This window comes from Streptomyces sp. NPDC002573, from assembly GCF_042889625.1.
Taxonomy (GTDB): Bacteria; Actinomycetota; Actinomycetes; order Streptomycetales; family Streptomycetaceae; genus Streptomyces; species Streptomyces gibsoniae.
Map to the genome: position 1 here is coordinate 70,181 of NZ_JBIARC010000016.1, position 20,849 is coordinate 91,029.

Annotated in this window: 21 protein-coding genes and 5 tRNA genes; 18 read left to right on the forward strand and 8 right to left on the reverse strand. The window is 71.4% G+C overall.

All coding sequences use genetic code 11. From position 1 onward, the window contains the following. The first annotated feature begins 273 nt into the window (after positions 1-273). The 10 genes from ACFYX0_RS17485 (at position 274) to ACFYX0_RS17530 (ending at position 5,346) form a co-directional block, all read left to right on the forward strand. Positions 274-462, forward strand: coding sequence for a hypothetical protein (locus tag ACFYX0_RS17485; protein ID WP_311695012.1), 189 nt, complete (start codon positions 274-276; stop codon positions 460-462). Between the two features lie 291 nt (positions 463-753). Then, the gene (locus ACFYX0_RS17490; RefSeq protein WP_355904839.1) at positions 754-1,530 is read left to right on the forward strand and encodes a fumarylacetoacetate hydrolase family protein; all 777 of its coding nucleotides are present in this window, start codon (positions 754-756) and stop codon (positions 1,528-1,530) included. Continuing rightward, positions 1,523-2,998, forward strand: coding sequence for a glutamate--tRNA ligase (gene gltX, locus ACFYX0_RS17495; protein WP_388971134.1), 1,476 nt, complete (start codon positions 1,523-1,525; stop codon positions 2,996-2,998). Before ACFYX0_RS17490 ends, gltX begins: the two co-directional genes overlap by 8 nt. Before the next feature lie 236 nt (positions 2,999-3,234). Beyond that, entirely contained in the window at positions 3,235-3,936 is a 702-nt protein-coding gene (locus tag ACFYX0_RS17500) for a DUF4241 domain-containing protein (protein ID WP_388971136.1), read from the forward strand. 52 nt (positions 3,937-3,988) lie between these two features. Beyond that, on the forward strand, positions 3,989-4,744 hold the full coding sequence (locus ACFYX0_RS17505) for an HAD family hydrolase (RefSeq protein ID WP_388971138.1): 756 nt from the start codon (positions 3,989-3,991) through the stop codon (positions 4,742-4,744). 91 nt (positions 4,745-4,835) lie between these two features. Then, a tRNA-Gln gene (locus ACFYX0_RS17510) sits at positions 4,836-4,907 on the forward strand. A gap of 39 nt (positions 4,908-4,946) precedes the next feature. Beyond that, positions 4,947-5,019 (forward strand) — tRNA-Glu (locus tag ACFYX0_RS17515). A 61-nt stretch (positions 5,020-5,080) separates the two neighbouring features. Next, positions 5,081-5,153, forward strand: a tRNA-Glu gene (locus ACFYX0_RS17520). A gap of 20 nt (positions 5,154-5,173) precedes the next feature. Continuing rightward, a tRNA-Gln gene (locus ACFYX0_RS17525) sits at positions 5,174-5,245 on the forward strand. A gap of 28 nt (positions 5,246-5,273) precedes the next feature. Then, a tRNA-Glu gene (locus ACFYX0_RS17530) sits at positions 5,274-5,346 on the forward strand. 278 nt (positions 5,347-5,624) lie between these two features. On the opposite strand, the gene ndgR is transcribed toward ACFYX0_RS17530, so the two are convergent. Then, positions 5,625-6,341: an IclR family transcriptional regulator NdgR gene (gene ndgR / locus ACFYX0_RS17535; protein WP_009320373.1), complete on the reverse strand. Its 717-nt coding sequence runs from the start codon at positions 6,339-6,341 to the stop codon at positions 5,625-5,627. A gap of 190 nt (positions 6,342-6,531) precedes the next feature. Here ndgR and leuC point away from each other — a divergent pair, with 190 nt between their 5' ends. From leuC to ACFYX0_RS17555, 4 genes are all read left to right on the forward strand, one after another. Beyond that, on the forward strand, positions 6,532-7,962 hold the full coding sequence (leuC, locus tag ACFYX0_RS17540; protein ID WP_355904850.1) for a 3-isopropylmalate dehydratase large subunit: 1,431 nt from the start codon (positions 6,532-6,534) through the stop codon (positions 7,960-7,962). A 6-nt stretch (positions 7,963-7,968) separates the two neighbouring features. Continuing rightward, a complete protein-coding gene (gene leuD / locus ACFYX0_RS17545; protein WP_355904853.1) occupies positions 7,969-8,562 on the forward strand; it encodes a 3-isopropylmalate dehydratase small subunit in 594 nt (197 codons plus the stop codon). Between the two features lie 268 nt (positions 8,563-8,830). Continuing rightward, on the forward strand, positions 8,831-9,061 hold the full coding sequence (locus tag ACFYX0_RS17550; RefSeq protein ID WP_388971140.1) for a hypothetical protein: 231 nt from the start codon (positions 8,831-8,833) through the stop codon (positions 9,059-9,061). A gap of 127 nt (positions 9,062-9,188) precedes the next feature. Next, positions 9,189-9,809 (forward strand): HU family DNA-binding protein, encoded by a 621-nt coding sequence (locus ACFYX0_RS17555; RefSeq protein WP_388971142.1) that lies wholly within the window; start codon positions 9,189-9,191, stop codon positions 9,807-9,809. Between the two features lie 93 nt (positions 9,810-9,902). Here ACFYX0_RS17555 and ACFYX0_RS17560 read toward each other — a convergent pair whose 3' ends face one another. Further along, positions 9,903-10,106: a hypothetical protein gene (locus tag ACFYX0_RS17560; protein WP_355904859.1), complete on the reverse strand. Its 204-nt coding sequence runs from the start codon at positions 10,104-10,106 to the stop codon at positions 9,903-9,905. Positions 10,107-10,151: 45 nt separating this feature from the next. Then, the gene (gene cofC, locus ACFYX0_RS17565) at positions 10,152-10,787 is read right to left on the reverse strand and encodes a 2-phospho-L-lactate guanylyltransferase (RefSeq protein WP_388971144.1); all 636 of its coding nucleotides are present in this window, start codon (positions 10,785-10,787) and stop codon (positions 10,152-10,154) included. 249 nt (positions 10,788-11,036) lie between these two features. On the opposite strand from cofC, the gene ACFYX0_RS17570 reads away from it, so the two are divergent. Genes ACFYX0_RS17570 through ACFYX0_RS17580 form a run of 3 tightly spaced genes read left to right on the forward strand, consistent with a single transcriptional unit; the run spans position 11,037 to position 14,031 of the window. Beyond that, positions 11,037-11,807, forward strand: a complete 771-nt coding sequence (locus ACFYX0_RS17570) for a lysophospholipid acyltransferase family protein (RefSeq protein WP_355904865.1) — start codon at positions 11,037-11,039, stop codon at positions 11,805-11,807. Further along, a complete protein-coding gene (locus ACFYX0_RS17575; protein WP_388971146.1) occupies positions 11,804-12,814 on the forward strand; it encodes an NAD(P)H-dependent glycerol-3-phosphate dehydrogenase in 1,011 nt (336 codons plus the stop codon). Before ACFYX0_RS17570 ends, ACFYX0_RS17575 begins: the two co-directional genes overlap by 4 nt. 59 nt (positions 12,815-12,873) lie before the next feature. After that, a complete protein-coding gene (locus ACFYX0_RS17580; protein ID WP_311694989.1) occupies positions 12,874-14,031 on the forward strand; it encodes a D-alanine--D-alanine ligase family protein in 1,158 nt (385 codons plus the stop codon). A gap of 34 nt (positions 14,032-14,065) precedes the next feature. On the opposite strand, the gene ACFYX0_RS17585 is transcribed toward ACFYX0_RS17580, so the two are convergent. Both ACFYX0_RS17585 and ACFYX0_RS17590 read right to left on the reverse strand, forming a co-directional pair. Continuing rightward, complete coding sequence (locus tag ACFYX0_RS17585; protein ID WP_388971149.1) at positions 14,066-14,548, reverse strand: DUF3515 domain-containing protein; 483 nt, start codon at positions 14,546-14,548, stop codon at positions 14,066-14,068. 20 nt (positions 14,549-14,568) lie between these two features. Then, complete coding sequence (locus tag ACFYX0_RS17590; protein WP_311694987.1) at positions 14,569-14,802, reverse strand: Lrp/AsnC ligand binding domain-containing protein; 234 nt, start codon at positions 14,800-14,802, stop codon at positions 14,569-14,571. 208 nt (positions 14,803-15,010) lie between these two features. Between ACFYX0_RS17590 and ACFYX0_RS17595 the strand changes: the two genes are divergently transcribed. Then, complete coding sequence (locus tag ACFYX0_RS17595) at positions 15,011-15,976, forward strand: thiamine-phosphate kinase (RefSeq protein WP_355904876.1); 966 nt, start codon at positions 15,011-15,013, stop codon at positions 15,974-15,976. A gap of 54 nt (positions 15,977-16,030) precedes the next feature. Here ACFYX0_RS17595 and ACFYX0_RS17600 read toward each other — a convergent pair whose 3' ends face one another. From ACFYX0_RS17600 to rpmB, 3 genes are all read right to left on the reverse strand, one after another. Next, positions 16,031-17,233: an FAD-dependent monooxygenase gene (locus ACFYX0_RS17600; protein ID WP_388971151.1), complete on the reverse strand. Its 1,203-nt coding sequence runs from the start codon at positions 17,231-17,233 to the stop codon at positions 16,031-16,033. Positions 17,234-17,268: 35 nt separating this feature from the next. Beyond that, positions 17,269-20,346: a BTAD domain-containing putative transcriptional regulator gene (locus tag ACFYX0_RS17605; RefSeq protein WP_388971153.1), complete on the reverse strand. Its 3,078-nt coding sequence runs from the start codon at positions 20,344-20,346 to the stop codon at positions 17,269-17,271. 110 nt (positions 20,347-20,456) lie between these two features. Then, complete coding sequence (gene rpmB / locus ACFYX0_RS17610; protein ID WP_003993230.1) at positions 20,457-20,642, reverse strand: 50S ribosomal protein L28; 186 nt, start codon at positions 20,640-20,642, stop codon at positions 20,457-20,459. Between the last annotated feature and the right edge of the window lie 207 nt (positions 20,643-20,849).

Consider the following 20,849-nt stretch of genomic DNA (forward strand, 5'->3'; position numbering starts at 1 on the left):
GTCAGGTGTCCCAGTCGACATGATCAGGAGCGGAATGCAGGGTTCAATCAAGCAATGTCCGTTTTGTCGTGGCGTGAAGGCGGAGTGAATTGACCCATTTATCCGCGACCCAGTGAGGAAACTCACACGGCGATCACGGCCACTTCACGGCTTCGGTGGGGAATTGCATGTTTAGCCTGACGCTTTACAGGGATGGCGAATCCGACAACTCGCGCCCCGGTGGCGGCCCGTGCCGCCCGCCCGGCGCCCCTCACGACAAGGTCAACGACAACAGTGAAGACCACGATGATGTTCCGCACCATAGCCAACCCGCGGCGCACGACGCTGGCGCACCTCGCCGACGCCGAGGAGCTGCAGGCCCCGGCGACTCCGGAGCACTCCGTCGACCTTCCCACCCAGACCGCCAATCCCAAGCGCACCGTCCTCATGAAGGTCCCGGTCCAGGCCGCCGCCGCGGAGTAACCGGTCCAGGGCCGCGGAGCCACCGATCAAGGCCTCCGTCACCGCTTAATACGCGCGCCGGGCGCCACTTGCTCAGCGCCCCCACGACGGCCGCACCGCGGCCCACCGGCCGGCCGCTCTCCGTAGCCGATCGCCCACGCACCCCGGCCAAGAAGCCGGGCGGCGTCCGGAGCCCGTCTCCTCGCACGGCCCCGGTGGCGTCGGCGGTAAATGCGCGGGGTCCCCCCTTGCTGCCGCGTTAGCCTGGAGCGTCAGACTCCAGCCAGCTCAGTTAAGGGGCGCAAGGATCCCGTGCGCATCGCCAGATTCTCCATCGACGGGAACGTCGCCTTCGGCGTGGTCGAGGGTGACAAGCCGGACGAGCTCGTTCTCGACATCATCAAGGGCATCCCGTTCGCGGAATTCGAGCTCTCCGGCACGAAGGTGCCGCTGAGCAAGGTCAGGCTGCTGCCGCCGGTGCTCCCCAACAAGGTCGTGGCCTTCGGCCGCAACTACGCGGAGCACGCGCGCGAGCTCGGCAACGAGGTCCCGGAGGCCCCGTTCGCCTTCTTCAAGCCCTCCACCTCCGTGATCGGCCCCGGCGACGAGATCGCCTACCCGTCCTTCTCCGAGGAACTGCACCACGAGGCCGAGCTGGCCGTGGTGATCGGCCGCATGTGCCGCGAGGTGCCGCGCGAACGCGTCAAGGACGTGATCCTCGGCTACACCTGCGCCAACGACGTCACGGCGCGCGACGTCCAGCGGCGGGAGAAGCAGTGGGCCCGGGCCAAGGGCTTCGACACGGCCTGCCCCCTCGGCCCCTGGGTGGAGACCGACCTCGACCCGAGTGACCTCACCATCCAGCTCACGGTCAACGGCGAACAGCGCCAGCTCGGCCGAACGAGCGAGATGATCCACTCGGTCGAGGATCTGATCGTCAACATCACCGAGGCCATGACGCTGCTCCCCGGCGACGTGATCCTCACGGGCACCCCCGCGGGGGTCGGCCCCCTCAACGTCGGCGACGAGGTCGCCGTCACCATCGAAGGCATCGGCACTCTCACCAACAAGGTGATCAAGCGTGGCTAACGCGAACGTCCGCGTACGTTTCTGTCCGTCCCCGACCGGCAACCCCCACGTGGGCCTGGTCCGCACCGCCCTGTTCAACTGGGCGTACGCCCGTCACACCGGCGGCACGTTCGTCTTCCGTATCGAGGACACGGACGCGGCCCGGGACTCGGAGGAGTCCTACCTCCAGCTCCTGGACTCGCTGCGCTGGCTGGGCTTCGACTGGGACGAGGGCCCCGAGGTCGGCGGCCCCCACATGCCGTACCGCCAGTCCCAGCGGATGGACATCTACAAGGACGTCGCCCAGAAGCTCCTGGACGGCGGACACGCCTACCACTGCTACTGCACGACGGAGGAGCTGGACGCCCGCCGCGACGCCGCCCGCGCCGCCGGGCAGCCGTCCGGCTACGACGGGCACTGCCGCGACCTCACCGCCGAGCAGGTGGCGGTGTACGAGGCCGAGGGCCGGGCGCCCATCGTCCGCTTCCGCATGCCCGACGAGACGATCACCTTCACGGACCTGGTCCGCGGGGAGCTGACCTTCACGCCGGAGAACGTGCCGGACTACGGGATCGTGCGAGCCAACGGTGCGCCCCTGTACACGCTCGTGAACCCGGTCGACGACGCCCTGATGGAGATCACCCACATCCTGCGCGGCGAGGACCTGCTCTCCTCCACCCCCCGCCAGGTCGCGCTCTACAAGGCGCTGATCGAGTTGGGCGTGGCGAAGTCCGTGCCCGCGTTCGGGCATCTGCCGTACGTCATGGGCGAGGGCAACAAGAAGCTGTCCAAGCGTGACCCGCAGTCGTCGCTGAACCTCTACCGGGAGCGCGGCTTCCTGCCGGAGGGCCTGCTCAACTACCTCTCCCTGCTGGGCTGGTCGCTGGCGCCGGACCGCGACATCTTCTCGGTCGACGAGATGGTCGCCGCCTTCGACATCGCCGAGGTGAACCCGAACCCGGCCCGCTTCGACCTGAAGAAGGCCGAGGCGATCAACGCCGATCACATCCGCCTCCTCGAGGTGAAGGACTTCACGGAGCGCTGCCGGCCGTGGCTGAAGGCCCCGTTCGCGCCCTGGGCCCCGGAGGACTTCGACGAGGCGCAGTGGCAGGCGATCGCCCCGCATGCCCAGACCCGGGTCAAGGTCCTCTCCGAGATCACGGAGAACGTCGACTTCCTGTTCCTGCCGGAGCCGGTCTTCGACGAGGCCTCCTGGACCAAGGCGATGAAGGAGGGCAGCGACGAGCTGCTGCGCACCGCGCGGGAGAAGCTCGACGCGGCCGACTGGACGTCCCCCGAGTCCCTGAAGGAGGCCGTCCTGGCCGCCGGCGAGGCCCACGGCCTCAAGCTCGGCAAGGCCCAGGCCCCGGTCCGCGTCGCCGTCACCGGCCGCACGGTCGGCCTGCCCCTGTTCGAGTCCCTGGAGGTTCTCGGCAAGGAGAAGACGCTCGCCCGCATCGACGCGGCGCTGGCGAGGCTGACGGCGTAGGCGCACACGCGGCGGGCGTCGGCACCGTCGGACGCCGACCCGCAGGGCGGCAGCCATCACGGCTGCCGCCCTGCGGTTTCCCCGCCTGCGCCCTTCCACTTTCCCCGAGGAGCCGCGCGTGTCAGTCCCGGGGACTACCGTTCGGGCATCGCAGACGCGCGGCCGTCGCGGGGCCGAAGTCCCCCGGGCCGCCTGCGGATCCGACTCCCGCACAGCCCTGATGGAAAGGCGCCCTCATGCCGATGCCCGCCCGTGACTACGCGTGGCTCTTCACCCCCGGCAGCACGTTCCGCTACGAGTCCGGAACGGTGGGCACGATGGGCGTGGCCGACGGCGGCGAGCTGTGGCTGCCCACGGGCCGGGTCGTGGCCTGCGACCCGTTCGTCTACCTCGGCCAGGACGACATGGAGCCCTTCACCGTCTCCGTCGCGCCCGGCCGCTACCGCGTCGACGCCGCCGTGGCGACGCTCACCCAGCCGGACGAGCCGCCGGCCGAGCGGCCCCATCTGCGGGTGGCCGCGGCGCGCCTGGTCATCCGCGACGAGCCCACCGCCGTGTGGGAGCCCGCCCTGCTGCCGGGCCAGGACGCCGACGAACTCGGCGAGGACGAGTTCTACGGCTACGGCGTGGACGCCGGCACCGGCTGCTTCCACGACGCCGCGGCCGAGGGCACCTTCCAGGAGGGTGAGGGCGACGAGGGTCCGCTGTGGGACGTCTTCGAGTACAGCGACTGGGCCCCCGGCCCCCATGTCGTCACCGCGCCGGACACCGGTCACACCGTGGCCGCCTTCACCTCCGGATGGGGGGACGGCTGCTACCCCACCTGGATCGGCCGTACGGCGGCCGGCGAGGTCACCTGCTTCGTCACCGACTTCTTCGTCGCTCCCGACCCGTCCGAGGCCGAGGAGCCGAGCGGGACTGCCGCCGCCACCGGCTGACCGGCTACCGTCGTCAGAGGCCGGTCAGGGCCATGAGCCGGAGGTGAACCGCGTGCGGATCAAGGCCGTCGTCTGGGACGTCGACGACACCCTCTTCGACTACACCGCCGCCGACCGCGCCGGGATGCGCGGGCATCTGGCCACCGAGGGACTGCTCGCCGGGTTCGGGGGCGTGGAGCAGGCCCTCGACCGGTGGCGGCGGATCACCGATCTGCAGTGGGCCCGGTACGCGGCCGGGGAGGTCTCCTTCGAGGGGCAGCGCCGGGACCGCGTACGGGTCTTCCTCGACCGGCCGCTGAGCGACGACGAGGCGGACGCCTGGTTCCGGCGCTATCGGGATCACTACGAGGCCGCCTGGGCGCTCTTCCCGGACGTCCTGCCCGTCCTGGACGCCCTCGCCGCCAGCCATCGGCACGCGGTGCTGTCCAACTCCAGCGTCCACATCCAGGAGTACAAGCTGCGCACCCTGGGCGTCCGCGACCGCTTCGAGGCCGTGCTGTGCGCCGCCGAGCTGGGCGTCTCCAAGCCGGACGCCCGGGCCTTCCGCGCCGCCTGCGACGCGCTCGGGCTCACCCCGCGCCAGGTCGCCTACGTCGGTGACCACCCGGAGATCGACGGCCGCGGCGCGGCCGAGGCCGGGCTGCTGTCCGTGTGGATCGACCGTGCGGGTGTGCGTGTCGTCACGGACGGGGAGCCCGCCGCGCGGCTCGAAGAGCCCGCCGGCCTGCACCGGATCGCCTCCCTCGACGAACTCCCCGCGGTCCTCGGCGCGGATACCCGTTTTGGAGCGCCGTCCACCTTCGGGTAATGTTCTTCCTGCGCCGCCGGGGAGCGGGCCGAAAGGCCGGAAACCGGAGGCGCGAGCTAGAACAAGAGCCCCTTAGGGGCTTGCGTTCCAGTGGCCTATGGTGTAATTGGCAGCACGACTGATTCTGGTTCAGTTAGTCTTGGTTCGAGTCCAGGTAGGCCAGCTCGCAGAGCTCATCTGCACGCGCGGATCTCATCCGCAAGCCCCCGTTGTGTAGCGGCCTAGCACGCTGCCCTCTCAAGGCAGTAGCGCCGGTTCGAATCCGGTCGGGGGTACAGATCCTTCCCGCGAGGACAGCTGGGTCGCTCCCGCCGCTCTCGATGCAGGATCGCTAGGGCCCCCGTTGTGTAGCGGCCTAGCACGCCGCCCTCTCAAGGCGGTAGCGCCGGTTCGAATCCGGTCGGGGGTACGGTCTGGTCTAAACCACATTGGTCTATGGTGTAATTGGCAGCACGACTGATTCTGGTTCAGTTAGTCTTGGTTCGAGTCCAGGTAGACCAGCTCGGATCTGCGGAAACGTAAGATCCTCGCCCCCGTTGTGTAGCGGCCTAGCACGCCGCCCTCTCAAGGCGGTAGCGCCGGTTCGAATCCGGTCGGGGGTACACGATAGGCAGGGCTTCCACCTCGGTGGAGGCCCTGCGGTGTTTCCGGGCCCGGTGCGCCCCGGCGTGGTGCGGTGCGCGTCGCCGGCCGTCTCGGCGGACCAACTCCGGGTACAGAACCAGGACTTCGGTGTCCCAGCCGTGGCTGCTGTTGCATCTGGGGCTGATGTTTCTCATGTGGCGAGTGGGTCGGGCTCGGGCGTCCTGCCCGTGTCTCCCGGAAGAGGGCCTGCCGCGGCGTTGAGGCGGCCCTCTCCTGTTGCCCGGTCGCCGGACGGTCAGCCGGAGCGGCGCAGTGCCTCGGACAGGCGGGCGGCCGCGTCGATGACCGCCTGGGCGTGCATCCGGCCCGGGTGGCGCGTCAGACGCTCGATGGGGCCGGAGACGGACACCGCGGCCACCACACGGTTGGAGGGGCCGCGTACGGGCGCGGAGACGGACGCCACGCCCGGCTCGCGCTCCCCGATGGACTGGGCCCAGCCCCGGCGCCGTACACCCGACAGGGCCGTCGCCGTGAAGCGGGCGCCCTGCAGGCCGCGGTGCAGCCGCTCGGGCTCCTCCCAGGCCATCAGGATCTGTGCCGAGGAGCCGGCCTTCATCGTGAGCGTGGATCCCACCGGCACCGTGTCCCGCAGACCGGACAGCCGTTCCGCCGCGGCGACACAGATGCGCATGTCCCCCTGACGGCGATAGAGCTGCGCGCTCTCGCCCGTGACGTCGCGCAGGTGGGTCAGCACCGGACCCGCCGTGGCCAGCAGGCGGTCCTCGCCCGCCGCCGCGGCCAGCTCCGCCAGCCGGGGGCCGAGGATGAAGCGGCCCTGCATGTCGCGCGCCACCATACGGTGGTGTTCCAGTGCCACGGCCAGGCGGTGGGCCGTGGGTCGTGCCAGTCCGGTGGCGCCGACCAGACCCGCGAGGGTGGCCGGACCGGACTCCAGAGCGCTCAGGACGAGGGCCGCCTTGTCCAGAACGCCGACGCCGCTACTGTTGTCCATGCAACGATACTCACGTCTCACTCTGTGAAACGCAAGTTCAATTTTCCGTGGAACCCGCCACCCTGGAAGACACGGCGGCCCGCGTACCAACGGGCCCGGCGGCACACGCCCGGTCACCAGGGGTACGGGCGCTGCCACCGCAAGATCTCTAGTTGGGTCGGTGCACTCTCTGCCGGCCGGAGGGAAAGCGATGGGTAGGACACTCGCGGAGAAGGTCTGGGACGACCACGTCGTCCGGCGCGCCGAGGGCGAGCCCGACCTCCTCTACATCGATCTGCACCTGCTGCACGAGGTGACCAGCCCGCAGGCCTTCGACGGCCTGCGCAAGAGCGGCCGCCAGGTGCGCAGGCTCGACCTCACCATCGCGACCGAGGACCACAACACCCCCACCCTCGACATCGACAAGCCCATCGCGGACCCGGTCTCCCGGGCCCAGCTGGAGACGCTGCGCAAGAACTGCGCCGAGTTCGGCGTCCGGCTGCACCCGCTGGGCGACGTCGAGCAGGGTGTCGTGCACGTCGTCGGCCCCCAGCTCGGTCTGACCCAGCCCGGCACGACCGTCGTCTGCGGCGACTCCCACACCTCCACGCACGGCGCCTTCGGCGCGCTGGCGTTCGGCATCGGCACCTCCCAGGTCGAGCATGTGCTCGCCACCCAGACGCTGCCGATGGCCCGCCCGAAGACCATGGCCATCACGGTCGACGGCGAGCTGCCCGAGGGCGTCACCGCCAAGGACCTGATCCTGGCGATCATCGCCAGGATCGGCACCGGCGGCGGCCAGGGCTACATCCTGGAGTACCGCGGCTCGGCCATCGAGAAGCTCTCGATGGAGGCCCGGATGACCATCTGCAACATGTCCATCGAGGCCGGTGCCCGCGCCGGCATGATCGCCCCCGACGAGACCACCTTCGCCTACCTCAAGGGCCGCCCGCACGCCCCCGAGGGCGCCGACTGGGACGCGGCGGTCGAGTACTGGAAGACCCTGCGCACCGACGACGACGCGGAATTCGACGCCGAGGTCCGCATCGACGCCGCCGCGCTCTCGCCGTTCGTCACCTGGGGCACCAACCCGGGCCAGGGCGCTCCGCTTTCGGCCGCCGTCCCCGACCCGGCTTCGTACGAGGACGCCTCGGAGCGCTTCGCCGCCGAAAAGGCCCTGGAGTACATGGGATTGGCGGCCGGGCAGCCACTGCGCTCCATCAAGGTGGACACCGTCTTCGTAGGTTCCTGCACCAACGGTCGTATCGAGGACCTGCGCGCCGCGGCCGCGATCCTCAAGGAGCGCAAAGTCGCCGACGGCGTGCGGATGCTGGTCGTGCCGGGCTCCGCGCGCGTGGGCCTTCAGGCCGTCTCCGAGGGCCTGGATGTGGTCTTCAAGGAGGCCGGCGCCGAATGGCGGCACGCGGGCTGTTCGATGTGCCTCGGCATGAACCCCGACCAGTTGGCCCCGGGTGAGCGCTCCGCGTCCACCTCCAACCGCAACTTCGAGGGCAGGCAGGGCAAGGGCGGCCGTACGCACCTGGTCTCGCCGCAGGTCGCCGCCGCGACGGCGGTCCTGGGCCACCTGGCGTCCCCCGCCGACCTGTCCGACGCCGACACTCGTACGCCCGCTGGAGTCTGAGAAGTCATGGAAGCATTCACCACGCACACCGGCCGGGCCGTCCCGCTGCGCCGCAGCAACGTCGACACCGACCAGATCATCCCCGCCCACTGGCTCAAGAAGGTGACCCGCGACGGGTTCGAGGACGGGCTGTTCGAGGCCTGGCGCAAGGACTCCGAGTTCGTGCTGAACCGTCCCGAGCGGCGGGGGGCGACCGTCCTGGTCGCAGGCCCCGACTTCGGCACCGGCTCCTCCCGTGAGCACGCCGTCTGGGCGCTGCAGAACTACGGCTTCAAGGCCGTCATCTCCGCCCGTTTCGCCGATATCTTCCGTGGTAACTCGCTCAAGAACGGCCTGCTCACGGTCGTGCTGGAGCAGAAGATCGTGGACGCGCTGTGGGAGCTCACGGAGCGGGACCCGCAGGCCGAGATCACGGTCGACCTCCAGGCCCGCGAGGTGCGCGCAGAGGGCATCACCGCGGCCTTCGAGCTGGACGAGAACTCCCGCTGGCGGCTGCTGAACGGCCTGGACGACATCTCCATCACCCTCCAGAACGAGGGCGACATCGCCGCGTACGAGGCGGAGCGCCCCGCCTACAAGCCGCGGACGCTCCAGGTCTGATCCCGGGCCCGCCCGCAAGGGCTGGTTTCGGCCACCGCAACACCTGTCTGTACCCCCAATCGTGGACGGTTGGGGGTACAGCCGTTTCCGCCCCCGGACACCCCCGGCGTGCCGCCTTCGTGAGTGCCAACACCGCTGATTACAAAGGTCTTTGCGGAGGTAGCCGCCGCTGGGAGGCACCGCGTGCTCCGGTCCCGGGAGGGCCGCCGGGAGGCGGCAGTTGCCCCCAGCGGGGGCGACAACTCGCCCCAGATGGCACAATCTGTGCATGGACAACGACGGCCAACTCGAGCTCTATACGGCGGTCGCGGCCCAACTCAAGGAAGCGCACTCCAAGGTGCGCGCACTGCAAGTCCCGGAGGGCGTACGGATGGCGCTGACCCGGAAGCTGCTGGTCATTACGGCCGCGGCCAAGCACGATCCCGCCGAAGCCGCCAGGCGTCTCAAGCGGTTCGCGACCGACCTCGACCAGGGGCGAATCCCCGAAGAGGAACTCTGAGGCGGCCGAGTCGGTTGCGGCACAAGGGTGATTAGCCCGTTTCGTGTTTGATTTGCGGTATATATCTGCCTAACGTGCGAAAAAGCTTGAACACTTTCGTTCTGGCGATGTCTCCGAAGGGGAAGACGTGAACAAGGCGCAGCTCGTAGAAGCGATTGCCGACAAGATGGGCGGTCGCCAGCAGGCCGCCGATGCTGTCGACGCGGTCCTGGACGCCATCGTCCGCGCGGTCGTCGGAGGCGACCGGGTCTCGGTCACCGGCTTCGGTTCGTTCGAGAAGGTGGAGCGTCCTGCCCGGTACGCCCGTAACCCCCAGACGGGCGAGCGGGTTCGGGTCAAGAAGACCTCTGTGCCGCGCTTCCGCGCAGGTCAGGGCTTCAAGGACCTGGTCAGTGGCACCAAGAAGCTGCCGCGCGGTGGCGAGGTCGCGGTGAAGAAGGCGCCCAAGGGCAGCCTGACCGGCGGTGCCGCCGCCACGGTCAAGAAGGCCGCGGCCAAGAAGGTCGCCGCGAAGAAGGCGGCCCCCGCGAAGAAGGTGACCGCGAAGAAGGCGGCCCCCGCGAAGAAGACCACGGCGGCGGCGAAGAAGGCCACCGCGAAGAAGACGACCGCCAAGAAGACCACGGCGGCCGCGAAGAAGACCACGGCCAAGAAGGCCACCGCGAAGAAGGCGGCGGCCAAGAAGGCCCCGGCCAAGAAGTCGACGGCCCGCAAGACCACCGCCAAGAAGACCACCGCCCGCAGGTAACGGGGCGCACGGGCACTCACGCGCCGGGCCGGGCTCCCAGAGGGAGCCCGACCCGCGGTGTGTTCGGGGCGCTCCGGACGCCCGGGAGCGCACTCAGAACGTCTGCAGCGTCACCAGCGTGATCCGCCGGGCCTCGCCCTCGCCCTCGGTCTCGATCCGCACCCGCTGTCCCGGGCGCAGCAGCCTGAGCCCGCCCGCGTCGAACGCGGGCGCGTCGAAGGGGACGGGGGTGCCGTCGTCGAGCAGCACCTGGCCGGTGCGGGTCTCGGGGTCGTAGGTGTACGCGGTCGCCTGCATGACCGCAGCCTACCGACCGGCCCCCGGCCCGGGTCAGTCCGCCGGCTACTCCGGGATCAGCAGCAGGGCCGCCGCCGCAGCCGTGCGCGGGCCCACGCCCAGCGCCAGCGCCGCGCGCAGATCGTCCCCGGTGTCCACGTCCTGCCGTACGGAGTCGACCTCGGCGAGGGCGATTTCCACCGCACCCGAGGCGCGGTGCCGCGCCCGCGAATCCGTACCGAAAGCGGGCAGCAATTCCCGGCCGGGACCCGCCGCCAGCAGCGTCGTACCGATTCCGGCGGCGTCGGGCAGAAAAGCACGCGGGAATTCGGCGGCCGCGTCCAGGACCCGGGCCAATTCCGGCGGACGCAGTGACGGCAGATCGGCGTTCAGTGCGGCCACGGCGGCACCGGGCATCCTCTGCCGTACGACCGCCGCCCCGTGGGCGAGCGCGGCGTTCAGGCCGTCCGCCGGCTCGTCCCCGACGACCCGGGCCCCCAGGGCCGCCAGTTCCCGGGCGGCCAGCGGGTCGTCCGTGACGACCGCCACATCACGCACCGCGGCGCACGACAGCACGGCGGCCACCGTGTCCTGCGCGAAGGCGAGGGCGAGCCCCGGACGCAGTCCGTCGGCCGCGGTGTCCGAGAGTCTGCTCTTGGCCCGCGCCAAGGCTTTCAGAGGTACGACCACAGTCCACTGCACGAGCGCTCCGTCCCTGTCCTGGCGCGTCCATTGTCACCCGGACCCCGTGGGTGACCGACGGCCTGCCCGGCGGTCGGCGCGTGGAAAAGGTGTGCGAAGCCCCACGCAAGGGCCGTCCCGGGAGACAGGCGGGCGTACGGTGTTCTCGACAGACGGGCGGCCCGGGGCGACACTTGTGCGGCCCACAGCCACAGCCCCAGCCCAGGGCCTGACGTCCAGGTCCCGAGGTCCCTAGAGGAAGGTGTCCGCGTGCCCCGCCGCAGAATCGGCTTCTGGTACCGCTTCGCAGCGGTCCTCTGCAAACCGCCGCTGGTGGTTCTGCTCAAGCGGGACTGGCGCGGAATGGAGAACATTCCGGCCGAAGGCGGATTTATCACGGCGGTGAACCACAATTCACATGTGGACCCGTTCGCCTACGCGCACTACCAGTACAACACCGGGCGCGTTCCTCGTTTCCTCGCCAAGAGCGGTCTTTTCAAGAAGGGATTCGTCGGTGCCACGATGCGCGGCACCGGGCAGATCCCCGTCTACCGCGAGACCACGGACGCCCTCAGCGCCTTCCGGGCCGCGATCGACGCCGTGGAGCGCGGCGAGTGCGTCGCCTTCTATCCGGAGGGCACCCTCACCCGCGACCCGGACGGCTGGCCGATGACCGGCAAGACCGGTGCCGCCCGCGTCGCGCTGCAGACCAAGTGCCCGGTCATCCCCGTCGCCCAGTGGGGGGCCAACGAGCTGCTGCCGCCCTACGCCAAGAAGCCGAACCTCTTCCCGCGCAAGACCCACCACGTGCTCGCGGGCCCGCCTGTGGACCTCACGCGCTTCTACGACAAGGAGATGTCCCCCGAGCTCCTGAAGGAGGCGACGGAGGTCATCATGGCGGCCATCACCCGCCAGCTGGAGGAGCTCCGCGGCGAGAAGGCGCCCGAGAAGCGCTACGACCCGCGTGAGGTGCGCATCCAGCAGCGCCGCCGCAGTGCCGCACAGGAGAAGGCGCGCCAGAAGGAGGGGCAGGGCAAGTGAGCAAGCCGGTCAAGGCGGCCGTGTTCGGGGCGGGATCGTGGGGGACGGCCTTCGGCATGGTGCTCGCCGACGCCGGGTGCGAGGTCACCCTGTGGGCACGCCGCGCCGAACTCGTCGAGGCCGTCAACTCCACCCGTACGAACCCGGACTACCTGCCGGGCGTCGATCTGCCCGAGAACCTCAGGGCCACCACGGATGCGGCCGAGGCCGCGCACGAGGCCGACTTCACGATACTCGCGATCCCCTCGCAGACCCTGCGCGGGAACCTCGCCGAGTGGACGCCGCTGCTCGCACCCCACACGATCCTCGTCTCCCTGATGAAGGGCGTCGAACTCGGCTCCGCCATGCGGATGAGCGAGGTCGTCGAGGACGTCGCCAAGGTCGCCCCGGAACGCGTCGCCGTGGTCACCGGCCCCAACCTGGCCCGGGAGATCGCCGCCCGGATGCCGGCCGCCGCCGTGGTCGCCTGCACCGACGAGAGGGTCGCCCAGCGCCTCCAGGCCGTCTGCCACACGCCGTACTTCCGGCCGTACACCAACACCGACGTGGTCGGCTGCGAACTCGGCGGTGCGGTCAAGAACGTCATCGGCCTCGCCGTCGGCATCGCGGACGGCATGGGCCTCGGCGACAACGCCAAGGGCTCGCTCATCACCCGCGGGCTCGCCGAGACCACCCGGCTCGGGCTCGCGATGGGCGCCGACCCGCTGACCTTCTCCGGGCTCGCGGGTCTCGGCGACCTGGTGGCGACCTGCTCCTCGCCGCTGTCGCGCAACCACACCTTCGGCACCAACCTCGGCAAGGGAATGACGCTGGAGGAGACCATCGCGGTCACCCGGCAGACCGCCGAGGGCGTCAAGTCCTGTGAGTCCGTGCTGGATCTGGCCCGCAGGCACGGCGTCGACATGCCCATCACGGAGACGGTCGTCGGCATCGTCCACGAGGGCAAGCCGCCGGTCGTCGCTCTCAAGGAGCTGATGTCGCGCAGCGCGAAGCCCGAACGACGCTGAGCGACCCAGCCCCACGGACGCTGTGTCAGGGCCCTACCACCGGGTACTCTCATCGCGATATGAGCACCGAGAACCTCCCCCAGAGCCCTGGGCAGCCCCCTCGTAAGCCGCGCGTCGCGGTCGTCTGCGGCGGGCGCAGCTCCGAACACGGCATCTCCGTGGTCACGGCCGGTGCCGTGCTGCGCGCCATCGACCGGACCAAGTACGACGTCCTGCCGATCGGCATCACCCGGGACGGCCGTTGGGCGCTCACCGCCGACGAACCCGAGCGGATGGCGATCACCGACCGCCGTACGCCGAGCGTCGAGGAGCTCGCCGAGTCGCACGAGGGCGGTGTCGTCCTGCCGGTCGACCCCACGAACCGCGAAGTCGTCTACAGCGAGCCCGGTTCGGTGCCCAAGGCGCTGGGCGAGGTCGACGTGGTCTTCCCGGTGCTGCACGGCCCCTACGGCGAGGACGGCACCCTGCAAGGCCTGCTGGAGCTGTCCGGCGTGCCCTATGTGGGCTCGGGTGTCCTCGCCTCCGCCGTCGGCCAGGACAAGGAGTACATGAAGCGCGTGTTCACCTCGTTCGGGCTGGAGGTCGGCCCGTATGTGGTGATCCGCCCGCGCGAGTGGGAGCGCGACCAGGCCGCCGCCCGCAAGAAGATCGTGGACTTCGCCGGTGAGCACGGCTGGCCGCTGTTCGTGAAGCCCGCGCGCGCGGGTTCCTCGATCGGCATCACCAAGGTCGACGACCTCGCCGGGCTCGACGAGGCGATCACCGAGGCCCAGCGGCACGACCCCAAGATCCTCGTGGAGGCCGCGGTCCGCGGACGCGAGATCGAATGCGGTGTCCTGGAGTTCGAGGACGGCCCCCGCGCCTCGGTGCCGGCCGAGATCCCGCCGCCGGACACGCACGCGTACTACGACTTCGACGCCAAGTACATCGACTCGACCCCCGGCATCGTGCCCGCGCCGCTGACCGACGAGCAGACCGCGGAGGTCCAGCGGCTCGCCGTGCTGGCGTTCGAGGCGGCGTCCTGCGAGGGCCTGGTCCGCGCGGACTTCTTCCTCGCCGAGGACGGGAAGTTCGTGATCAACGAGATCAACACCATGCCCGGTTTCACGCCGATCTCGATGTACCCGCAGATGTGGCAGGCGAGCGGCATCAGCTACCCCGAGCTGGTGGACCGTCTGATCCAGGCGGCGCTGAACCGTTCCACCGGTCTGCGCTAGGGCCGACCCCAGGGCCCGCGCCCGCCGGAGTCTCTCAGTCGGCGATCCCCTCGGGGATCGCCTTCTTCACGGCGGGCGCCAGGCTGACGAGCGGTGCCACCCCGTTACCGGTGTGCGCCTTGGGCAGGCTCACCTCGACATACGCCCGGCGCAGCGTGGTGGTGAAGCGGAACGAGCCGTCGTTCTGCTTCTGCAGCAGCCAGCCGACGCCGTTGACCTCCATGCCGTCGGCCTCCGGGTCGTCCATCTCCGCGGGCCTCACCACACCGCAGCGCAGTATGATCGCCGGGCTTCCCCAGCCCGCCGTCAGTGCGGACCGGGGCTCGGGATCGTTCTGTTCGAGGCCGTCGACCTTTTGCGGCAGCACCTTGTCCAGGTTCCGGCACAGCTGTGCGACCTTCGCGTCCGGGCTGGGAACCGTCGCCGAGGGGCTGCCGTGATCTGAGGAACAGCCCGCCGCGGCGATCAGCAGGGCGAGAGCGGGCAGTCCGAGAAGCCGGCGGCGGAAGAACGTCACCGGCCAAGGGTAGACGGGGGCTAAAGGTGCACCACCGGGCAGGTCAGGGTGCGGGTGATGCCTTCCACCTGCTGGACCCTCGCGACCACCATGCGGCCCAGCTCGTCGACGGTGTCGGCCTGGGCGCGCACGATGACGTCGTAGGGACCCGTCACATCCTCGGCCTGGATGACTCCAGGGATCTGCCCGATCGTCTCGGCGACGGTCGACGCCTTGCCGACCTCCGTCTGGATCAGGATGTACGCCTGTACCACGGAACCTCCAGGGCGGCCACGAGGATCATGGGGGGGGAGAAGGGACGCCACGGTATCGCGTCGCCGCTCGCCGCGGGGAGACCCGCGGAGACTGTGGCGTGAGTGCCGGCGAACACCCGCCACACAAGTTGACGGTCGACTCGACCGTACCGGCGACGATGACGGCTCGCGACCGGGCGCGGCAGGCGAGAGAAGGGGATGTACGACGATGAAGGGCACCGTGGGCGAGCTGGGCGAGTTCGGGCTCATCAGAGAGCTCACCGCACGGCTCACCACCACCCCGGCGGTCCGGATCGGCCCCGGCGACGACGCCGCGGTGGTGGCCGCTCCCGACCGCCGGGTGGTGGCGAGCACCGACATCCTCCTGGAGGGCCGGCACTTCCGCCGGGACTGGTCGACGGCGTACGACGTCGGGCGCAAGGCGGCCGCGCAGAACCTGGCGGACATCGCCGCGATGGGCGCCGTGCCCACCGCGCTGCTGCTCGGTCTCGTCGTCCCCGCCGAACTGCCCGTCACCTGGCCCACCGAGCTGATGGACGGGCTGCGCGACGAGTGCCAGGTCGCGGGCGCGGCCGTGGTGGGCGGCGATGTCGTACGCGGCGACACCATCATGATCTCGATCACCGCGCTCGGCGATCTGCGCAACCACGAGCCGGTCACCCGGGCCGGTGCCCAGCCCGGCGACGTGGTCGCCGTCACCGGCTGGCTCGGCTGGTCCGCGGCCGGGCACGCGGTCCTCTCCCGCGGCTTCCGCTCGCCGCGCGCGTTCGTCGAGGCGCACCGGCGCCCCGAACCGCCGTACCACGCGGGACCGGCCGCCGCCGGGCTCGGCGCCACCGCGATGTGCGACGTGAGCGACGGGCTCATCGCCGACCTCGGGCACATCGCGGAGGCCAGCAAGGTGCGGATCGACATCCGCTCCGGCGCCATCGACATCCCCTCCCAGATGAACGACATCGGGCAGGCCGTGGGCGTCGACCCCATCCAGTGGGTGCTCACGGGCGGCGAGGACCACGCGATCGTGGCGACCTTCCCGCCGGAGGTGAAACTGCCCGCCCGCTGGAAGGTGATCGGCGAGGTGCTCAACCCCTCGGCGCTGCCCCAGGTCACGGTCGACGGGGCACCGTGGACCAGCAAGGGCGGCTGGGACCACTTCGGCGACATCGAGGCCTAGCGCCACAGCACCAGCCGCCCGGCGGGCGTGGCCGCCCGCTCCGCCCGGGCGGCCTCAGGCCGGATACGCCGGGAGGTCGATGTCCGTCGCCGCCTTCTCCGTCAGCCGTTTGAAGAACCCGGCGAGAAGACGCGAGGCCAGCAGTCGGTACACCCGGTCCCGGCTGCGGATCCGCCGCTCGCTCGCGGGGGCGAAGAACGGGCCCGCGTTGCCGGAGATCTTCTGGCAGCCCTTGGCGAAGTCCCGGATCCGCGCCTCGTACGCGGCCAGGGCGGTGCGGTGGTCGCCGTGGGCGAGGGCGAGTTCGCCGGCCAGGACGTACGCGGCGACGACCGCCACCCCCGTGCCCATCCCGCCCATCGTGGCGCCGTACCCGGCGTCACCGAGGAGCACCACACGCCCCTTGACCAGACGGTCGACATGGATCTGGGCGATCGCGTCGAAGTACAGGTCGTCGGCCTTCTCCAGGGCCTTCAGCACCGTGGGCGCCTCCCAGCCCATCCTCGCGAACCGCTCGGCGAGGATCCTCTTCTGGGCGGCGACGTCCCGGCGGTCGTGGGCGAGCGGCTCCGACCGGAAGACCAGCAGCGCGCCCGCGCGGTCCGGGTCGCCGTCGTAGTTGCCGATGACCAGCGCGCGGCCCGGCTCGCTGTACAGGCGGCCGGTGCGGTCGAGCCCCAGGTGGTTGGGGATGCCGAACCCGGCGACGTAGTGGTCCAGGAAGCGCAGATGGCGGGACTCGTCGCCGAAGACCAGACGGCGGGTGTGCGAGTGCAGCCCGTCCGCGGCGACGACCAGGTCGAAGCGGCGGGGGGCGCCCCGCTCGAAGGTCACGTCGACGCCGTCGGGGGTGTCGGTGAGGGTGGCGATCGAGTCGCCGAACACATACTCCACCCGGTCCTTGGTGCGCTCGTACATGATCCGCGCGAGGTCGCCGCGGAAGATCTCCACGTCGCCGCTCATCATCTCGGCCGGCAGGTCCACCCGCGGGGTGCCGTCGGCTCCCACCACGGTCTGCCGGCCCATATGGGTCTGGTGGGCGTGGACGGCGTCCCAGATGCCCATCGCGGTCAGCACCCTGCGGTGCACATGGCCGCGGAAGTCGACCGCGAAGCCGCCCTCGCGCAGGGCGGGCGCCTTCTCCACGACGGTGACGCGGGCGCCGTAGCGGGCGAGGTTCAGGGCGGCGGCGGGTCCGGCGACGCTGGCGCCGGAGACGAGGACGGTGAGGTGGCCGAGGCCGGGTGTGTTCGTCATGGGCAAGAGCCTCGGCGGTGGCGCTGACCGTGCTCCTACCGTGCGCTGACCGCGGCTGACCGAAGACGTCGTCCCTGGCCGAAGGCCTCTTCGTACGCTTCGGGGGACAGCCGTGCGCGCGCGGCCCGCTCGGTGCGTACGACATCGGGGTCGCCCGGGAGCGGCGCGCCCCGCAGGGCCGTGGCGGCGCCGAGCAGCTCGGCCGCGCGCTCGGGGGACTCGGCGACCGACGCCAACGCCTCGGCGGTCGCGGCCAGTTCCAGCACCCCCGGACTCTCCGTGGCCAGACCGGCGGCCTGCCCGAACCACTCGCGGGCCTCCTCCGCCCGCCCCTCGGCGGCCGCGTTGCGGCCGAGACCGATCAGGATCCGGACGCTCTCACCGGCGCTGAACCAGTTGGCGGCGCACGCCTGGAGGGCCTTTTCGTACTCCACGCGCGCGTGGGCGGTGTTCCCGGTCAGCCGGGCCAGATCGCCGAGGCCGCGGCGGGCGCTCGCCTCCTTGTCCGGGACACCGACGGTGCGGGCGAGGGCCGCCGACTGCTCGAAGTGCTCGGCCGCCTCCTCGACGTCGCCCCGGTGCAGCAGCGCGGTCGCCCGGGAGCGCAGCAGGTCCGCGGTCTCCTCGGGCGCCTGAAGCTCCCGGACGTGCGCGAGGCCCTCGTCGAACAGCTCCAGCGCCCGCCCGTGGTCGCCACGCCCGTCGGCGAAGCCGCCCAGCGGGTCGAGGCAGTTGGCCATGCCCCAGCGGTCACCGGTCGTGCGGAACCCGGCCAGGGCACGGTCGAAGGCGGCCTCGGAGTCGGCGGGGCGGCCCTCGAACTGCGCCTGGTAGGCGAGGCCCAGATCCAGCAGCGCGCGGCCCCATGGGTCGTGTGTGACCCGGACGACCGGCAGTTCCGTGTCCGAGGCGTCCAACGGGCCTCTCCACAGCGTCCACAGGACCAGCGTGAACGGCAGCCGCAGCGGCCGGTCCAGGGCGCGCATGATCTCCGACACACGCGCGACGAGGCCGGGTTCGGCCGGGTCGTCGCCGCGCCCGGTGGCCGTGTTCATCGCACACAGGGCGTACTCCTCGGCGAGCCCCTCGGGCGGCTCGTCGCCCGCCGCCGCCAGCAGCGCACGGGCGACCTCCGCCTGTTCGCCGTGCGGACCGCGCAGCCGCCAGAACCAGGACAGGGCGGCCATCAGCCGCAGGCCGTCCCCGGGAGCCGTGGTCACGAGGTGGCGCAGGGCCGCGTCCAGGTTGCCGCGCTCGGCGGTCAGCCGCTCCAGCCAGGGCAGCTGCTCCCCACCGCGCAGACCCGGCTCCGCCCGCTCGGCCAGCCGCAGGAAGTACGCCGCGTGCGCGTCCCGCAGCCCGTCCCGCTCCCCGGCCGCGACCAGATGCTCCGCGGCGAACGCCCGGATGGTCTCCAGCATCCGGTGGCGCCCGTCGGCCACCTCCAGGAAGGACTTCTCCGCCAGCGACGCCAGGAGGTCCTCCGGGTACGGCACCCCGCACACCTCCTCGACCGCGGGGAGCGTGGCACCGGCCGGGAACACGGACAGCCGCCGGGCCAGCTCCCGCTCCTCGTCGTCCAGCAGCTCCCAGCTCCACTCCACGACCGCGCGCAGGGTGCGGTGCCGGGGCGCCTTGGTGCGGTCGCCCCGGGACAGCAGCCGGAACCGGTCGTCCAGGCGGTCGGCCAGCTCCTCGGGGGTCAGCGTGCGCAGCCGGGCCGCGGCCAGCTCGATGGCCAGCGGCAGCCCGTCGAGCGCGGCGCACACGTCCGCCACGCGCGTGTGCCCGTCGAAGCCGGGGCGTACGGCGCTGGCCCGGTCCAGGAACAATCGCAGCGCGTGCTCCGGGGGCAGCGGCGGCACCGGGCACAGCACCTCACCGGTGATGCCCAGGGCCTCGCGTCCGGTCGCGAGGATCCGTACGCCGGGGCAGGAGGCGAGGACGAGGGCGGCCCACCGTGCCGCGTCCTGGACGAGGTGCTCGCAGTTGTCGAGCACCAGCAGCAGTTCCCGGTCCTCCAGGACCGCCAGCAGCCGGTCGGCGGGGTCGGCGGCGGGACCGCGGAGCCCCTCGCGCGCCCCGAGCGCGGCCAGCACCGCGTACGGGATCCGGGAGCCGTCGGTCAGGGGCGCGAGTTCGACGAACCGGACCTCGGGGGCGGTGGCGTGCCCCCTCGCCCCGGGGGGTGCGGGAGTGCCGCCCTGGCCCTCCGCGTAGGCGCGGGCCGCCTCGGTCGCCAGGCGGGTCTTGCCCGCGCCGCCCGGACCGGTGAGCGTGACCAGGCGGGTGTCGGACGAGGCGAGCAGGGCGTGGATGCGGGCGAGTTCCGGGGCCCGGCCGACGAAGCGGGTCAGTTGCGCGGGCAGTCGCGCGCCCGGGGTCGGTCCTGTGCCCCGCAGCAGTTCCCGGTGCAGGACGGACAGCTCGGGCGAGGGATCGGCGCCGAGTTCCTCGGCGAGCGTGCGCCGGGCCTCCTCGTAGACCGTGAGCGCCTCGGCGGACCGCCCGCTCGCGTGCAGGGCCCGCATCAGCAGCGCGTACAGCCGCTCGCTCAGCGGATGGGCGCCGAGCAGCTCACGCAGCTCGGGGACGAGGCGGGGGCCGGCGCCGAGGGCGAGGCCGGCCTCGGCGCGGTCCTGCTCGGCGGCCAGCCGCAGCTCTTCGAGTCGGGCCCGCCCACCGGGTGTGCCGGGCAGATCGGCGAGGGCGGGGCCGCGCCACAGGGCGAGCGCCTCCCGCAGCACGGCCGCGGCCTCGTGGTGGTCGCCGCCCGCCAGGGCCGCGGAGCCTTGGCGGGCGAGCCGCTCGAAGCGGTGGGCGTCCACCACCTCGGGGGAGACGCAGAGCCGGTATCCGGTGGCGGTCGCCTCGATGCGCGTGTGCGGGGCCAGCCGCCTGCGCAGGCGGGAGATCTGCGACTGGAGCGCGTTGGCCCGGCCCGCGGGCGGCTCGTCGCCGTAGAGGCCGTCGGCGAGCCGCTCCGCGGACACGGTCCGGCCGGCGTCGAGGAGCAGCAGCGTCAGCAGCGCGCGGGGGCGGGGGCCGCCCGGGTCGAGGGGGGTGCCGTCCTCGGTGCGGACGTCGAGGGGGCCGAGGATGCCGAAGTGCATGCCGGGGATTCTGACAGGGCGTGCCCGCGCGGGCACAGCAGAAAGCCGGCCCACGTCAGTGGACCGGCTTTGTGCGGCGAACCAGCTGTGGCCGCGCGCTTAACAGGACGTCAGCGCGAGACCTTGCCGGCCTTGATGCACGAGGTGCAAGCGTTCACGCGCTTCGGCGTCCCGCCCACCACGGTACGCACACGCTGGATGTTCGGGTTCCAGCGGCGGGACGTACGGCGGTGCGAGTGCGAGATGTTGTTGCCGAAGCCCGGCCCCTTGCCGCAGACGTCGCAGTTGGCAGCCACGGGTCACTCCAAAGACTTCAGATGCACTTACGGTTGATCCCGGCATGCCGGGATCGAGATCGTAGGATCTGAGTGGCTCTGCCAGGGGAAAGCCCGACCTGGATCGGGCAACCGGAGCAGCATACAACGCCTGCTCCCGTAGAACGAAACTACCACGGCCCTCCCGCCCTCCGCCGCGCCCCCCGCTCGGGCCCCGGCGGCCGCCAG